This is a genomic window from Enterobacter sp. PTB (assembly GCF_051130085.1).
Lineage (GTDB): Bacteria > Pseudomonadota > Gammaproteobacteria > Enterobacterales > Enterobacteriaceae > Enterobacter > Enterobacter ludwigii.
Genome location: NZ_JBDKEE010000019.1, coordinates 61,850 through 77,822, shown reverse-complemented (window position 1 = coordinate 77,822; position 15,973 = coordinate 61,850). Strand labels below are relative to the sequence as shown.

Here is a 15,973-nt window from a genome sequence, read left to right as displayed (position 1 = left end):
AGCCTGCTTTAGAAGTGCGTGTTCATGCTCATAAACCAGGTTCGGCCCGGCTCATTATAGGTGTATGCACCCGCGCCGTACATATAGGCACCGGTTGTGGCGTTGCCGGTGGTCTGGGCATTACCCGCGCGCCACTGGCGTTTATCAAAGACGTTATCCACGCCGCCGGTCAGGCTGACGTTTTTGGTCACGTCCCAGGTCGCACTCAGGCCAACGATGCTGTACGGGCTGACTTCGTCTTTCTCAGACCCGGTCACCGGCTGGCCTTTGTAGTTGTACTTCTTCGGCTGCTGCTTGCCGTACCAGGTGAAGGTCGACTGCAGCGACACATCCTGATGTACCTGCCAGCTCAGGGTTGAGTTCAGCGTGTACTCCGGGATGATCGACAGACGGTCGCCGGTCTCCTTGTTCTTACTTTGCAGCATATAGGTGATGTTGTTGGTCCAGTTGATCGTGTCGCTGACCGGCACGTTCAGGGAGCCTTCCAGACCTTCAACCACCGCTTTAGGCACGTTTTCCCACTGGTAAATATCGGTGGTCACTTTACTGGTGGAGGTCTGGCCGACTGGCGCATACCCCGCTTCAATCTTGTTGCGGTAGTCGTTACGGAACCAGGTCACGCCCGCCAGCCAGCCGTCGTGTTTCCACTCCAGACCAATCTCTTTGTTGATGCTGGTTTCGGCTTTCAGGTCGTCATTACCCATCATGTAGCAACCCACGCCGTCGGAGCTGGCGTAGCAGCCCTGGCCTTTGCTGTACAACAGATAGTTCGGGTTGGTCTGGTACAGGCTCGGCGCTTTATAGGCGCGAGCGATACCCATCTTCAGCGTAAAGTCGTCACCCAGGCCTTGCGACAGGTTCAGGGACGGGCTCCAGTTGTTACCGACGATCGTATGGTGATCGAAGCGCAGCGCCGGGGTCAGCATGGTGCTGTCCGTCAGCTCCATGTTGTTTTCGGCGAACAGGGAGAAGATCTCCGCCGAGGTATACGGGCTACGATCGTTGCTGAGCCCCGGAATGGTCCCGCCCTGCTGGGTTTGCGAGAAGGAGGTCGAGTCCTTCATGCGCTGCTGGTTCCACTCGGTGCCCAGCGTCAGGTTCTGGTTGACGAGGAAATCAATCGGCAGGTTGATTTCGCTGTGCAGCATTACATCAGCCAGGTCGGTGTCGGTGAATTTATTGCTGTTGAACAATCCTTCCGTACCGCCCGCCAGGCCTTCGCCGAGACGCGAATTGCGGGTGTGCTCGTACTGCGCCCAGTTGCTGGTGGTGATGCCATTATCCCAGCCGCCGTTCCAGGTCACCGCAAAGTTCTGGCGATAGATACGGTTAGTCTCTTTACCGTAGTTTTTCTTCACCAGACCGCTGGAGCTGTTGTCGTTGTTGGTGTTCTGGGTATCACCCGCGTAGAGGTTGTTCTGGCGGCTGTAGCCCGCTTCAAACTCCAGGGACTGCATGGGCGCGAAGTCCCAGCGTACCACGCCGTTAATGTCTTTGTTCTCGACCCCTTCACGGCCTGCAGGCAGGGTGTCGGCATAGGTACCAGTACGATCGGACTGGTGACCCTGGTTGATGTCCCACGCATCGGCCTGGGTTTTGTCCAGGTTACCGAACATGCGGAAGCTGAAGTCGCCGCCCAGCGGGCCGCTCAGGCTGAAGTTGGTGCGCTTAGTGGAACCCTCATCCTTATGTTCTGGAGCATTCAGATAGGTGTTCCAGGAGCCATGCCACTGGTTGTCGAATTTTTTGGTGATGATGTTCACCACGCCGCCTGCCGCACCGTTACCGTAGCGAGCTGCGGCCGGGCCACGAATGACCTCAATGCGTTCAATCATCTCTGGCGGTACCCAGCCGGTGTCACCGCGGGTATCTCGCTCGCCGCGCCAGCCCAGACGGATGGAGTTGCGGCTGGTGACCGGCTTGCCGTCGATCAGGATCAGGGTGTTTTCCGGACCCATACCACGAATATCAATCTGACGGTTATTGCCGCGCTGTCCGCTGGTGGAGTTCCCGGTCAGGTTAACGCCAGGCATGGTGCGGATGATTTCGGCCACGTCACGTGCGGGCGGGTTTTTACGGATTTCATCGGCGGTGATGGTCGATACCCCTGGTGCCTGCAGGTTCTGCTCTGCGGCGGTGATCACCATGGTGTCTTCGTGCTGCGCGTTGGCGGTGTTGTCGTCTGCCAGCGCTGGCATCGCAACGCCGTAAATCCCTAAGTTGACCAGCAAGGCCAGGGAGTGAATCTTCTTATTCATTGTACGTCCTGCTTTTCGCGCCGCATCCCCGGGCTCCATTCCCGAAAGGGAGAGGAGGCGGCATGGTGTCACCCGCAGTTTGCGTAAGCAGCCCCGTCCTCGAGCGCACACAACGCGTGGCATGGTTGTTTTATGAGCGCGCTTCCCACAGCGCGGCCACTACGCTATTGCAAATGCAAATAGTTATCAATAATATTATCAATAAAATTTGTCCTGAAACAAAAAAGACTGATAAACATGAGGTTATACGGGTGACGGGGTTAAAAACGGGAAGTGAAGCCTGGTGGCAGTCGAAAAACGGACCCGAATGGACCCGCGAGAAGGGGCACTATCGCGTCACTTTCTGGTGGCGTGACCCGGCAGGAACGCAAAAAACCTCGCCGCTAAAACGCGTCTGGCTCTACATCACCGGCGTGACCGATCACCATCAAAATGCCCGTCCGCAATCCCTTGAGCGCATTCCTGATACTGACGTCTGGCAGTGGCAGGGCGAGTTCACCCCGCAATGGCGCGGCAGCTACTGTTTTATCCCCTCAGTGAACGAAGATGATTTTGCCGCCGCGGTCTTCCACGGCGAGCAACCCGATCGTGTGGCGCTGCGTGAAGGCTGGCGAAAGTTGCTCCCCGCGGCGATGGCCGACCCTTTAAATCCGCAAAGCTGGCGCGGCGGGCGCGGGCATCCCGTCTCGGCGCTCGAAATGCCCGAGGCCCCGGTTCAGCCCGGCTGGAACACGCCCGCAACGCCCGGCAACGCGCCCGTCTGCTTTGAATGGGAAAGCGTGCGTCTGAATAACCGCCGCCGGGTGTGGGTTTTCACCACCGGTGAAGACAGCCCGGAGCGGCCGCTTGCCGTACTGCTCGACGGCCAGTTCTGGGCCGAAAGCATGCCCGTGTGGTCTCCGCTGACCGCGCTGACAAACGCGGGCAAACTGCCGCCTGCCGTCTACGTCTTAATCGATGTGATCGACATGGCGCACCGCAATCACGAGTTGCCCTGCAACCCGGATTTCTGGCGGGCGGTGCAGGAGGAACTTCTCCCGCGGGTGAACAGCCGCACTCCGTTCAGCGACCGCGCCGACCGAACGGTAGTCGCGGGTCAAAGCTTTGGCGGCCTCTCTTCACTTTATGCCGGGCTTAACTGGCCCGAGCGCTTTGGCTGCGTATTAAGCCAGTCCGGCTCCTACTGGTGGCCGCACCGTGGCGGTCAGCAGGACGGGTTGCTCATCGAACAACTTAAAGCGGGCGACCTCACCGCGCGCGGGCTGCGTATCGTTCTTGAAGCCGGGCGCAATGAGCCGCTCATCTTCCGCGCGAATCAGGCGATTTACGCCGAACTGCACCCGCAGCAACCGGTTATCTGGCGTCAGGTTGACGGCGGACACGACGCGCTTTGCTGGCGCGGTGGGCTGACGCAGGGGCTGATGACCCTCTGGCAGCCGCTTATTCACTAACGGAGTCTGTATGGAATTCAGCAACCCTTTCGATAATCCGCAGGGTCAGTTTGCGATTTTGCGTAACGACCAGGGACAGTACAGTCTGTGGCCGCAGCAGTGCCAGCTGCCGGCGGGCTGGCGCGTGGTCTGTGAAGCGCAGTCTCAGGAAGCCTGTCAGCAGTGGCTCGCCGACCACTGGCAAACCCTGCAACCGTCTTATTTTGCGGGAGAGAAAGCATGAACCGTCTTCCCCTTGTCGCCGCCCAGCCGGGTATCTGGATGGCGGAGCAGCTTTCCTCCCTGCCAAACGCCTGGAGCGTGGCACACTACACCGAGCTGAAGGGCAATATTGACGCACCGCTGCTGGCAAAAGCCATTGTTGAAGGGATGAGGCAGGCCGACACCCTGCGCATGCGTTTTGTGCAAGAGAATGGCGAGGTGTGGCAGTGGGTGGATGACGCTATGTCACTGCCTGAACCGTCCGTGGTTCGCGCCGAATCCCATGACGCGGCGATGGCCTGGATGGCGGCGGATTTAAACCAGAACCTGCGCGTGGACAGCGGTCAGCCGCTGGCGTTCCATCAGCTGATTCAGGTAGGCGAAGGGCACTGGTACTGGTATCAGCGATATCATCATCTGGTGGTGGATGGCTTCAGTTTTCCGGCGATTACCCGTCAGATCGCCGCTATTTATCGCGCATGGCAAAACGGCGAGCCCACGCCCGCGTCGCCGTTTACCCCTTTCGTCGAGGTGGTGGAGGAGTACCAGCGCTATCGCGACAGCGAAGCGTATCAGCGCGACGGGGCGTTCTGGGCGGAGCAGCGTAAGCAGCTTCCTTCCCCGGTCTCGCTGTCGTCGGCACCGCTGCCGGGCCGTGCGGCGACCACCGATATTCTGCGTCTGAAGGTCACGGCTGACCGCCGCGCCTTTACCCGGCTTGCTCAGGCGGCGGGGCCGGTTCAGCGTACCGATCTGGCGCTTGCGCTGGTGGCGCTGTGGATCGGGCGTCTGACCGGACGGCTGGACTACGCCGCCGGGTTTATCTTTATGCGCCGAATGGGGTCGGCGGCCTTAACGGCAACCGGTCCGGTGCTGAACGTGCTGCCGCTGGCGGTGAACATCGCCCCGCATGAAAGCCTGCCTGCGCTGGCGCATCGTCTGGCACACCAGCTGAAAAAAATGCGTCGCCATCAGCGTTATGACGCCGAGCAGATCGTGCGCGACAGCGGCCGTGTCGGGGGCGATGACGCGCTGTTTGGCCCGGTACTGAACGTCAAGGTGTTTGATTATCAGCTGGATATGGATGGCGTGGACGCCATCACCCATACGCTGGCCACTGGCCCGGTCAATGACCTTGAACTGGCGCTGTTCCCGGACGAGCAGGGCGGACTGAGTATTGAAATCCTTGCCAATAAGCAGCGCTACGATGAAGCGACGCTAACGCGCCACGTTGCACGCCTGAACGCCATGCTGATGCAGTTTGCTGCCAACCCGGATTTGCGCTGCGGCGAAGCAGAAACCGTTTCAGAGCAGGAATACCAGCAGCTGGCGCGTATCAATGATACCGGGCTGGCGCTACCGTCAACCACGCTGGCTCAGCTGGTGGCAGACCAGGCGGGCAAAACGCCGGATGCCCCCGCGCTTGCTGATGCGCACATCGAACTGAATTACCGCCAGATGCGCGAGCAGGTGGTGGCTCTTGCGACATTACTGCGGGAACGCGGCGTTAAGCCTGGCGACAGCGTGGCGGTAGCCCTGCCGCGCTCGGTGTTTCTTACCCTGGCGCTGCACGGCATCGTGGAGGCGGGCGCCGCGTGGTTGCCGCTGGATACCGGTTACCCGGACGATCGTCTGCGCATGATGCTGGAGGACGCGAAACCGTCCCTGCTGATCGCCTCTGACGATCAGCTTTCACGCTTTAGCGATCTGCCGGTCCCTGTATTGAGTTACAACACACTATTACCCCCTGCGGGCAGTGAACCGCTGCGGCTGGCAAAGCCGGCGCACACGGCGTACATCATCTTTACCTCAGGCTCAACGGGGCGGCCAAAAGGCGTGATGGTAGGGCATACCGCCATCGTTAATCGCCTGATGTGGATGCAGGATCACTATCCGCTGGACGCGCATGACGTGGTGGCGCAGAAGACGCCGTGCAGTTTTGACGTCTCGGTCTGGGAGTTCTGGTGGCCCTTTATCGCCGGCGCGAAGCTGGTGATGGCCGAGCCGGACGCGCACCGCGATCCGCAGGCGATGCAGAACTTCTTCGCGCATTATGGCGTGACCACGACACACTTTGTGCCGTCGATGCTGGCGGCGTTCGTTGCCTCGCTGACGCCGGAAAATGCCGACGGCTGTCAGACACTGAAGCAGGTGTTCTGCAGCGGGGAAGCGCTGCCGACAGAACTGTGTCGGGAGTGGGAGCACCTTACTCATGTCCCGTTGCATAACCTTTATGGTCCAACGGAAGCGGCGGTGGACGTGAGCTGGTATCCGGCGTCGGGTCCGGAACTGGCGGCGGTGGCGGGCAACAGCGTGCCGATTGGCTTCCCGGTGTGGAATACGGGGCTGCGCATTCTGGATGCGATGATGCGTCCGGTGCCGTTCGGCGTGGCCGGTGACCTCTATCTTACCGGGACCCAGCTTGCGCAGGGGTATCTCGGTCGTCCGGACCTGACCGCCAGCCGCTTCATTGCCGATCCCTTTGCACCTGGCGAGCGGATGTACCGCACCGGTGACGTGGCGCGCTGGCTGGATAACGGCGCGGTGGAATATCTGGGCCGCAGTGACGATCAGCTGAAAATTCGTGGTCAGCGTATCGAACTTGGCGAAATCGATCGTGCGATGCTTTCGCTGCCTGACGTGGCGCAGGCCGTAGCGCACGCGTGCGTCTTTAATCAGGCGGCGGCAACCGGGGGCGATGCCCGACAGCTGGTAGGGTATGTCGTCTCCGGGTCCGGCTTGCCGCTGGACCGCGATGCGCTGCTGCACTCGCTTAAAGCTCAATTGCCGCCCCATATGGTGCCAGTGGTGCTGCTGCAAATCAGCGCGCTGCCGCTCTCTGCCAACGGAAAGCTTGACCGCAAGGCGCTTCCGTTGCCGGAATTGACCCGCAAGACGTCCGGGCGGGCGCCAGACACAGACGCTGAAGTGGCCGTCGCGCAGGCATTTTCTGCCCTGCTCGGCTGTGAGGTGAACGACATCGATGCCGATTTCTTCGCCCTCGGCGGTCATTCCCTGCTGGCGATGCGCCTGGCCGCGCAGCTCAGCCGGACGTTTGCCCGCAGGGTCACGCCGGGGCAGATTATGGTGGCCTCGACGGTCAGCATGCTCAGCGCGCTGCTGGATTCATCGATGAATGACGAACAGGCACAGCGTCTGGGCTACGAGACCCTTCTGCCGCTGCGTGAAAGCAACGGTCCGACGCTGTTCTGCTTCCATCCGGCATCCGGCTTTGCCTGGCAGTTTAGCGTGCTGGCGCGCTATCTCAGCCCGCGCTGGTCAATCACCGGCATTCAGTCGCCGCGTCCGGAAGGGCCGATGCAGCAGTGCGCTACGCTGGACGAGGTGATCGAACAGCATCTGCAGACGCTGCGCGCGCAACAGCCGCAGGGGCCGTATTATCTGTTCGGCTACTCGCTTGGCGGCACGCTGGCGCAGGGCATTGCGGCCCGTCTGCGCGAGCAGGGGGACGCGGTGGCGTTTCTCGGCTTGCTGGATACCTGGCCGCCGGAAACCCAGAACTGGGCAGAGAAAGAGGCCCATGGTCTCGATCCGGACGTACTGGCAGAAATCGAACGCGAGCGTCAGGCGTTTATCGCCGCGCAGCAGGGGCAAGGCTCTGGCGAGCTCTTTAACGCCATCGAAGGGAATTACGCCGATGCCGTCCGCCTTCTGACAACGGCGCACAGTTCACGGTTCGACGGTAAAGCGACGTTGTTTGTTGCCGGGCGCACGCAAACGCTGGATCCGCAGCAGGCCTGGGCGCCGTGGGTGGGGGAACTGGAGGTTTACAGCCAGGATTGCGCCCACGTGGATATCATTTCACCGCAGGCGTTTGAGACAATAGGACCGGTGCTGAAGGCGATATTGGGGTAGCGGTTTCCCCTCACTCTCACCCTCTCTTCCAGGAGAGGGTGAGGGCATCAGACTGCACGCTTGCCCAACGGCACCACCAGCGGCGTACCGGCCACGGGATCGTCGATAATCATGCAGCGCATGCCGTAGATCTGCGCGATCAGATCCGGCGTCACAATCTCTTTTGGCGCACCCTGCGCCACAATTTCGCCGTCGCGCAACGCAATCAAATGTGTGGCATAGCGGCATGCCTGATTTAAATCATGCAGCACGGCCGCCAGCGTATAGCCCTGCGTGCGGTTCAGCTCGCTCAACAACTCCAGCAGATCGATCTGATGGCTGATATCCAGCCATGTGGTTGGCTCGTCCAGCAGCATGATGGCGGTTTCCTGCGCCAGCACCATCGCAATCCACGCCCGCTGGCGCTGTCCGCCGGAGAGCGTATCCACGCTTTGCCGGGCCAGATCGGTAATGCCCGTCGCCTGCATCGCCCGCTTCACCGCCTCATCATCCTCTTTACGCCAGCGAGTAAACAGCGGCTGATGCGGATAGCGCCCGCGCGAGACCAGTTCCTGCACCGTGATATCCCCAGGCGTGGTGGCGTTTTGCGCCAGCAGGCCAATACGGCGCGCCACCTCTTTGCTGGCAAAGCGCTGGATCTGCTCGCCGTCGAGATACACGCAGCCCTCAACCGGCGTCATCAGGCGGCTGAGGGTGCGCAGCAGGGTCGATTTACCGCAGCCATTCGGGCCGATAATCGCCGTAAAATGGCCGTCCGGGATAGCCACCGTCAGGTCACGGGCAATGATTTTTTTGCCATAGCCGAGGGTTAAGTGTTCGCCGCGCAAGCGGGTTGTGCTGTTTGTCATTTCTTGCGTGACTCCTGAACTAACAAGACGATGAGGTAAATCCCGCCGAGGCTGACGGTCACGACGCCTACCGGAAGTTGATAAGGCATAAATAACCGCTGGGCGCAGAGGTCGGCGGCCAGCAGTAACGCTGCGCCACACAGCGCCGCCTGGGTTAATCCCCAGCGCGCCGTGCCGCTGATGCGCCGGGCAATATGCGGTGCAACCAGCGCGATAAACGAGATCGGCCCGGCGATGGCGGTGGCGGCAGCGGTCAGTAACACCGCCACCAGCATCAGCATCAGGCGCGAGCGCTCAACGCCCACGCCCAGCGCGCAGGCGCTGTCATCACCCATCTCCAGCAGGCGCATCCGGCGTACCAGCAACACCGCGCCAATAAACATCACCAGGATCAGCGGGGCAGCGGGCCAGGTTTTGCCCCACGTCAGGCCATTGAGCGAACCGGCATACCACAGCCCGGCAGAGAGCGCGGTGTCGAGCGAAGCCTGCAGCAATAGCCAGGTGTTGAAAGCCATCAACATGGCGCGAATGCCGATACCGATAATGATCAGACGGAAGGTGTCGATACCGTTGCGCCAGGCCAGCGCCCAGATAATGAGCGCGGTGACTATCCCGCCGGTCATCGCGGTGAACGTGATGGCCGTCAGGTGCTGACCAAACAGCACCATCGCCACCAGCACACCGCTCCAGGCGCCGGTGTTCAGCCCCATTACGTCCGGGCTGCCAAGCGGGTTACGCATCAACGACTGAAAAATGGCACCGCTGACGCCGAGCGCCGCGCCCACCAGAATCGCCATCGCCACGCGCGGCAGTCGCCACTCGGTGACCACCAGGGTGACATTGCGCGGTGCACTGCCAAGCAGCGCGTTAAAAATCTGCGCGAAATCGAGCGTGACCGCGCCGCTGCGCAGGCTCCAGACCGCCAGCATCAGAATGACGACGGCCAGCAACGACACGCTGGTGACTAAACGTCGGGACGGGGCCATCATGCGCCACCTCCGCGTTTACGTCGCACGAGGAAGATCAGCACCGGTGCACCGATAAACGCGCTTACCACCGAGACGCGCAGTTCACCAGGCACCAGCAGGCGACCCACAACATCCGCGAACAGCAGCAGGGCAGGGGTAGCAAGCAGCGTGACCGGCAGCGACCAGCGGTGATCGGCACCCACCAGCCAGCGTGCCATGTGGGGCATCATCAGGCCGATAAAAGCAATGGGGCCGACTACCGCAGTTGCGCTGCCGCACAGTACGGTGATCGCGACAAGACCCGTTAGCTGCGTGCGCGCCACGCGGTTGCCGAGCGCGGTTGCGGTGTCGCTCCCGAGGCTCAGGCTGTTGAGCGCCCGGCTTAAACACAGCGCGACGGCGGCGGCGATGACGACCGGGATCACCACCACTTTTAAGGTTGCCAAGGTGCGAATATCCAGCGAACCGGCCTGCCAGAAGCGCAGCTGGTCGTAAACATCCGGGTTAAGCAGGGCGATGCCGTTGGATAACCCTTCCAGCACGGCGGCAAGCGCCACGCCCGCCAGCGTCAGGCGTACCGGACTCAGCTGTCCGCCACCCTGGCTACCGGTAAACGCCACCACCAGCGACGCCGACAGCGCGCCGCAGGAGGCCATCACCAGTTGTTCAGAGGGAGAGGTAAAACCGAAGAGCGCCGCGCCAAGCACAATCGCAAAGCTGGCACCGCTGTTTACCCCAAGAATACCGGGGTCGGCCAGCGGGTTACGGGTGAGCGTTTGCATTAAGGCACCGGCAAGACCCAGCGCACCCCCGGCCAGCAGTCCGGCAAGGGTACGGGGAAGGCGGGCATCGAGCACGATGGTGCAGTCGGCGCTCTGACAGCTGCCAGTGAGCGCATCGATAATAACGGACGCGGGCAGCGGCTTCGCGCCGACCAGCAAACTGAGTGCAATCGCAAGGATTAACAGTAGCAATAACACGGGCACGGCAACGGCGCGCACCGCGGAAGAGGAAAACGACATAGCAACATCCATGATTTGATAATGATAGTGATTATCGTTATCTATCTTATTTGGCTATGTTAGCATGTGCGCCAATGGAATTGGTAGAAATACACTCAAGGCCTTGTCATGAATCAAAAATCCTGGCTGCTCAACCTCAGCCTGCTGAAGACGCACCCCGCATACCGCGCTGTCTTTATCGCCCGTTTTATCTCCATCCTCTCCCTCGGCCTGCTTGGCGTTGCCGTGCCGGTGCAGATCCAGTCCATGACCCACTCCAGCTGGCTGGTGGGGCTTTCGGTTACCTTAACCGGGGGGGCGATGTTTATCGGCCTGATGGTGGGCGGCGTGCTGGCGGATCGGTACGAGCGTAAAAAACTGATCCTGCTGGCACGCGGCACCTGCGGCGTAGGCTTTATCGGGCTGTGTCTGAACGCCATGCTGCCGGAGCCGTCACTGATTGCCATTTACGCCCTCGGTCTGTGGGACGGTTTTTTTGCGTCACTCGGCGTCACGGCGCTGTTGGCAGCCACGCCCGCGCTGGTCGGGCGCGAAAACCTGATGCAGGCGGGGGCAATCACCATGCTGACCGTGCGCCTCGGGTCGGTAATTTCACCGATGGTCGGTGGCCTGCTGCTGGCGACCGGCAACGTGGCGTGGAACTATGGGCTGGCGGCGGCGGGCACCTTTATCACTACGCTCACGCTCCTGCGTTTGCCGCGCCTGCCGCCTCCGCCACAGCCGCGCGAACATCCGCTGACATCACTGATGGCCGCGATCCGTTTTCTGTTCAGCAATCCGTTGATAGGTGGCATTGCGCTGCTCGGCGGTCTGCTGACGATGGCCAGCGCCGTACGCGTGCTTTACCCGGCGCTGGCGGGCGTGTGGCAGATGAGCGCGTCGGAAATCGGCGTGCTGTACGCGGCTATTCCGCTCGGCGCGGCATGCGGCGCGTTGACCAGCGGTAACCTGGCGCAGAGTGCGCGTCCCGGGCTGATCATGCTGCTGGCTACCCTGGCGTCGTTTATTGCGATTGGTTTCTTCAGCCTGATGCCGGTATGGGCGCTGGGCGTAATGTGCCTGGTGATTTTTGGCTGGCTGAGCGCCATCAGTTCATTGCTGCAGTACACCCTGATCCAGACCCAGACGCCGGAAGGGATGCTGGGGCGTATCAACGGTCTGTGGACCGCACAGAACGTGACGGGCGATGCCATTGGCGCGGCTATCCTCGGCGGGCTGGGGGCGATAATGACCCCGGTGGCTTCAGCGAGCAGCAGCGGCTTTGTCCTGGCTATGCTGGGAGTGATATTGCTGGTGGTCCTGGTTGAGCTGCGTCGGTTCAGGCAGGAGGTTGTGTTGAACGACAGTGCGGCCTGACGCGTTCACACCGGCCCTCTCCCGAAGAGGGCCGGGTTAGCCTCTTACCTGAACAGTGCGTCTAAACGCTGCAGTACCCGCATTGCACTGTAATAATCCAGGCGGAACGTCTCTGTTCCCAGTGCCCAGACGCGCTTGTTCTGCACGGCAGGAAGGTGCGCCAGCAGCGGATTGGCGTAAATCGCATCCACATCTTTCTGATCTCCGGCAAACAGGAACAGCCCTTCGCCGTTCAGCCCGGTCGCCAGATTTTCCCCGCCTAACTGAATAATATCGTGACGCTGACCCTGGCTTTTGGAGGTGTGCAATCCGGCAGGCAGTTCAGCCAGCGTAAAGCCCAGCTGCTGCAATAACTGGCCCTGAGCGGATTCCGCCGTCCACAGGTTTGCCGAGTGTGCGGCGGCGGTGTAGACGATGGCGTTCACCGGCTGCGGCGGTAATGTCATCTGCTGTTTCACCTGGGCAAGCTGCTTATCAAACGCGGCGATGCGCTCGGCGGCCTGTTTTTCCTGACCCGTGATTGTGCCGAGCTGTTTTAGCAGCGCCTGCCAGCTTTTGTCGTCGTAGTTAATAACAAGCGTCGGCGCGATAGCTGAAAGCTGGTCATACAACGCCAGCGCCGAATCCCCGCCGGTGGCGCTGATCAAAATCAGGTCCGGCATCTGGGCGGCCACCGCTTCGGCGCTCGGCTCGCCAATGTACAGACGCGCAAGCTGACGCTGTTTCGCAATATCGCCCCACTGGCGCAGGAATCCCTGCGCATCCGCCACGCGGTTGTTGGGCGTGGTGGCGCCGCTGGCAATAACCGGCGCGTCAATCGCCAGCAGGGAGCCGGTCAGGGTCACGCTGGTGGAGACGATGCGCGTCGGTTTGTGCTCAAGCGTATGCACGCCACGGCTGTCTGTCACCTGACGCGGCCAGTCGGCGGCAAGCGCTGAGGTAAGTCCTAAAACAAAAAGTCCGATGAAAAGCAGGGGATTACGGCAGACGGCAAGACATTTCACAACGTGGCATCCTGTTTCTGTTGAGGTTAATGCTTCTCATTTTCATGTCTGCGACGACGGGATGCAAGCGTTACCCGAAGAAGATGTTTGCTCTGCGGTTGACAGCGACGCGATGTGAGATTAGGTTAGCGAGCGTAAATATAAATGATAATCATTATTACTGCCTTTATCATTTTAGGAGGATGAAATGGATACGTCCCTGGCTGAGGAAGTTCAGCACACCGCCAGCACGCTGCAATCAGACAGCTTTTTCTTTATGTCGCCTTACCGCAGTTTTACCACGTCCGGCTGTTTTTCCCGCTTCTCTGAATCCGCCGTCGGGGGTGACGATCCGGCAGGACAGTTTCAGCAGAAATTAGCCCAGGCTTTCCGCAACGCAAAAGCCAGCGGCATTGCCCATCCTGTGATGGTGGGTGCCATTCCGTTTGATACCCGCAAGCCGTCGTCTCTGTTTATTCCGCAACGCTGGCAGACCTTTTCTCGCCCGGCGCGTCAGCAGTCCGCCCGCTATGTTGCCGGCTCACAGGCGCTGAAGGTGGAAAAACGCACCGAGATCCCGCCGCAGCCGGTATTTGAAGAGATGGTCGCCCGCGCGGCTGCCCTCACCGCCACGCCGCAGGTGAACAAAGTGGTGCTGTCGCGCCTGATTGATATCGTCACCGACAAACTGATTGATAGCGGTGCACTCATGGAGCGGCTGATCGCCCAGAACCCGGCCAGCTACAACTTCCACGTACCGCTGGAAGACGGTGGCGTGCTGCTCGGCGCAAGCCCGGAACTGCTGCTGCGTAAAGAAGGGGCGCATTTTAGCTCTCTGCCGCTGGCAGGCTCCGCGCGTCGTCAGCCGGATGACGTGCTGGATCGTGAGGCGGGCAACAAGCTGCTGGCGTCCGAAAAAGATCGTCACGAGCATGACCTGGTGACCCAGGCGATGAAAGCCATTCTCAAACCGCGCAGCCATCACCTCAGCATGCCGTCCTCCCCACAGTTGATCACCACTCCCACGCTCTGGCATCTGGCCACGCCGGTGGAAGGTGAGGCGCGTGAAAACGAAAACGCGCTGACGCTGGCCTGCCTGCTGCACCCGACGCCAGCCCTGAGCGGTTTCCCGCATCAGGCTGCTAAGGCGTTGATCGCCGGGCTGGAGCCGTTCGATCGCGAGCTGTTCGGCGGCATCGTCGGCTGGTGTGACAGTGAAGGCAATGGCGAATGGGTGGTCACCATCCGCTGCGCACGTCTGCAGCAGAATACCGTTCGTCTGTTTGCCGGCGCGGGCATTGTCCCGGCCTCTTCACCCGTGGGCGAGTGGCGTGAAACCGGCGTAAAACTCTCCACCATGCTCAATGTTTTCGGTTTGCATTAAGGAACACTCATGACCCTTCCCTTTACCCGTTGGCCCGAGGATTTTGCCCGGCGCTACCGTGAAAAAGGCTACTGGCAGGATCTGCCGCTGACCCACATCCTGACGGATCAGGCGAATAACGATGCGGTGGCGATCGTCGACGGTGACCGTCGCATAACGTACCGCGAGTTTAACCAGGCCGTGAATAACCTGGCATCGCGGCTGCAGGCGTTGGGGCTTCATCGCGGTGAAACGGCGCTGGTGCAACTTGGCAACGTGTGCGAGTTTTACATGACCTTTTTCGCCCTGCTGCAGGTGGGCGTGGCGCCGGTCAATGCGCTCTTTAGCCATCAGCGCTCGGAGCTGAACGCCTACGCCGCGCAGATCAAACCTGCACTGCTGATAGCCGATCGCGAGCACGCCCTGTTTGCGGGGGATGACTTCCTCAATACTTTTTTCGATGAGCACCGTTCGGTGCGCGTCGTGCTGCTGCGCGGCGACAAGGGTGAACATGCGCTGGACGCGGCGATTGCGCATCCGGCAGAAAATTTCATGCCGAACCCGACCCCTGCCGACGAAGTGGCGTTCTTCCAGCTCTCGGGCGGGAGCACCGGCACGCCGAAGCTGATCCCGCGTACGCATAACGACTATGACTATAGCATCCGTCGCAGCAATGCGATCTGCGGGATTACCGCGGACACGCGTTATCTGAATGCGCTGCCAGCGGCCCATAACTACGCTATGAGCTCGCCCGGCTCGTTAGGCGTCTTTACGGCGGGGGGCTGCGTGGTGCTGGCAAACGATCCGAGCGCCACAATCTGCTTCCCGCTGATAGAAAAACATCAGATCACGGTTACCTCGCTGGTGCCCCCGGCGGTCAGCCTGTGGCTGCAGGCGATTGCCGACGGTGCAGGGAATGCTCCGCTCTCATCGCTGACGCTGCTGCAGGTCGGTGGGGCGCGCCTGTCCGCGTCGCTCGCGGCGCGTATTCCGGCAGAAATTGGCTGCCAGCTGCAGCAGGTGTTTGGTATGGCGGAAGGGCTGGTGAACTACACCGCGCTCGATGATACGCCGGAACGCATTATCAATACGCAGGGGCGCCCGATGTGCCCGGATGACGAAGTGTGGGTGGCGGACGAGCACGGTAATCCGCTCCCGCGCGGTGAAGTCGGGCGCCTGATGACCCGCGGGCCGTATACCTTCCGCGGCTATTTCAACAGTCCGGAGCACAACGCCAGCGCCTTTAATGCGGACGGCTTTTACTGCTCCGGCGATCTGATCGCCATTGACGAACAGGGCTACATCACCGTTCAGGGACGGGAGAAAGATCAGATCAACCGTGGCGGCGAAAAGATTGCCGCAGAAGAGATTGAAAACCTGCTGCTGCGCCACGACGCGGTGATCCACGCGGCCCTGGTGAGCATGGAGGACAGTCTGCTGGGTGAAAAGAGCTGCGCGTATCTGGTGGTGAAAGAGCCACTGCGTGCGGTGGAGGTGCGCCGCTTCCTGCGTGAGCAGGGCGTTGCAGAATTTAAACTGCCGGACCGCGTGGAGAGCGTTGATGCGCTTCCGTTAACGCCCGTCGGCAAAGTCGATAAGAAACAGTTGCGCCTGTGGCTAGCTGAACGCGCCCGGGGCTAAGGAACA

General features: G+C 60.9%; 11 protein-coding genes. 6 read left to right on the top strand and 5 right to left on the bottom strand.

Annotated features, from left to right (window positions below; genetic code table 11):
- Positions 1 to 8 precede the first annotated feature (8 nt).
- Complete coding sequence (locus tag AAIR21_RS20400) at positions 9 to 2,258, bottom strand: TonB-dependent siderophore receptor (protein WP_183516543.1); 2,250 nt, start codon at positions 2,256 to 2,258, stop codon at positions 9 to 11.
- A gap of 251 nt (positions 2,259 to 2,509) precedes the next feature.
- Here AAIR21_RS20400 and fes point away from each other — a divergent pair, with 251 nt between their 5' ends.
- Genes fes through entF form a run of 3 tightly spaced genes read left to right on the top strand, consistent with a single transcriptional unit; the run spans position 2,510 to position 7,786 of the window.
- Entirely contained in the window at positions 2,510 to 3,709 is a 1,200-nt protein-coding gene (fes, locus tag AAIR21_RS20395; RefSeq protein WP_183516542.1) for an enterochelin esterase, read from the top strand.
- Between the two features lie 10 nt (positions 3,710 to 3,719).
- On the top strand, positions 3,720 to 3,932 hold the full coding sequence (locus tag AAIR21_RS20390; RefSeq protein ID WP_014169063.1) for an MbtH family protein: 213 nt from the start codon (positions 3,720 to 3,722) through the stop codon (positions 3,930 to 3,932).
- Positions 3,929 to 7,786, top strand: coding sequence for an enterobactin non-ribosomal peptide synthetase EntF (entF, locus tag AAIR21_RS20385; RefSeq protein WP_183516541.1), 3,858 nt, complete (start codon positions 3,929 to 3,931; stop codon positions 7,784 to 7,786). The genes AAIR21_RS20390 and entF overlap by 4 nt, the downstream gene beginning before the upstream one ends.
- Positions 7,787 to 7,833: 47 nt before the next feature.
- On the opposite strand, the gene fepC is transcribed toward entF, so the two are convergent.
- The 3 genes from fepC to fepD are packed head-to-tail and all read right to left on the bottom strand — an operon-like array spanning position 7,834 to position 10,624.
- Positions 7,834 to 8,634 (bottom strand): iron-enterobactin ABC transporter ATP-binding protein, encoded by an 801-nt coding sequence (gene fepC, locus AAIR21_RS20380; RefSeq protein ID WP_014169065.1) that lies wholly within the window; start codon positions 8,632 to 8,634, stop codon positions 7,834 to 7,836.
- Positions 8,631 to 9,620, bottom strand: coding sequence for an iron-enterobactin ABC transporter permease (gene fepG, locus AAIR21_RS20375; protein ID WP_106504357.1), 990 nt, complete (start codon positions 9,618 to 9,620; stop codon positions 8,631 to 8,633). The genes fepC and fepG overlap by 4 nt, the downstream gene beginning before the upstream one ends.
- Positions 9,620 to 10,624: a Fe(3+)-siderophore ABC transporter permease gene (fepD, locus tag AAIR21_RS20370; protein WP_183516540.1), complete on the bottom strand. Its 1,005-nt coding sequence runs from the start codon at positions 10,622 to 10,624 to the stop codon at positions 9,620 to 9,622. The genes fepG and fepD overlap by 1 nt, the downstream gene beginning before the upstream one ends.
- Positions 10,625 to 10,732: 108 nt before the next feature.
- On the opposite strand from fepD, the gene entS reads away from it, so the two are divergent.
- The gene (entS, locus tag AAIR21_RS20365; RefSeq protein ID WP_014169068.1) at positions 10,733 to 11,980 is read left to right on the top strand and encodes an enterobactin transporter EntS; all 1,248 of its coding nucleotides are present in this window, start codon (positions 10,733 to 10,735) and stop codon (positions 11,978 to 11,980) included.
- Between the two features lie 44 nt (positions 11,981 to 12,024).
- Here entS and fepB read toward each other — a convergent pair whose 3' ends face one another.
- A complete protein-coding gene (gene fepB, locus AAIR21_RS20360; RefSeq protein ID WP_014169069.1) occupies positions 12,025 to 12,984 on the bottom strand; it encodes a Fe2+-enterobactin ABC transporter substrate-binding protein in 960 nt (319 codons plus the stop codon).
- Between the two features lie 187 nt (positions 12,985 to 13,171).
- Between fepB and entC the strand changes: the two genes are divergently transcribed.
- Both entC and entE read left to right on the top strand, forming a co-directional pair.
- Complete coding sequence (gene entC, locus AAIR21_RS20355) at positions 13,172 to 14,347, top strand: isochorismate synthase EntC (RefSeq protein WP_183516539.1); 1,176 nt, start codon at positions 13,172 to 13,174, stop codon at positions 14,345 to 14,347.
- Positions 14,348 to 14,356: 9 nt separating this feature from the next.
- Positions 14,357 to 15,967, top strand: coding sequence for a (2,3-dihydroxybenzoyl)adenylate synthase EntE (gene entE, locus AAIR21_RS20350; protein WP_183516538.1), 1,611 nt, complete (start codon positions 14,357 to 14,359; stop codon positions 15,965 to 15,967).
- The last annotated feature ends 6 nt before the right edge of the window (positions 15,968 to 15,973 follow it).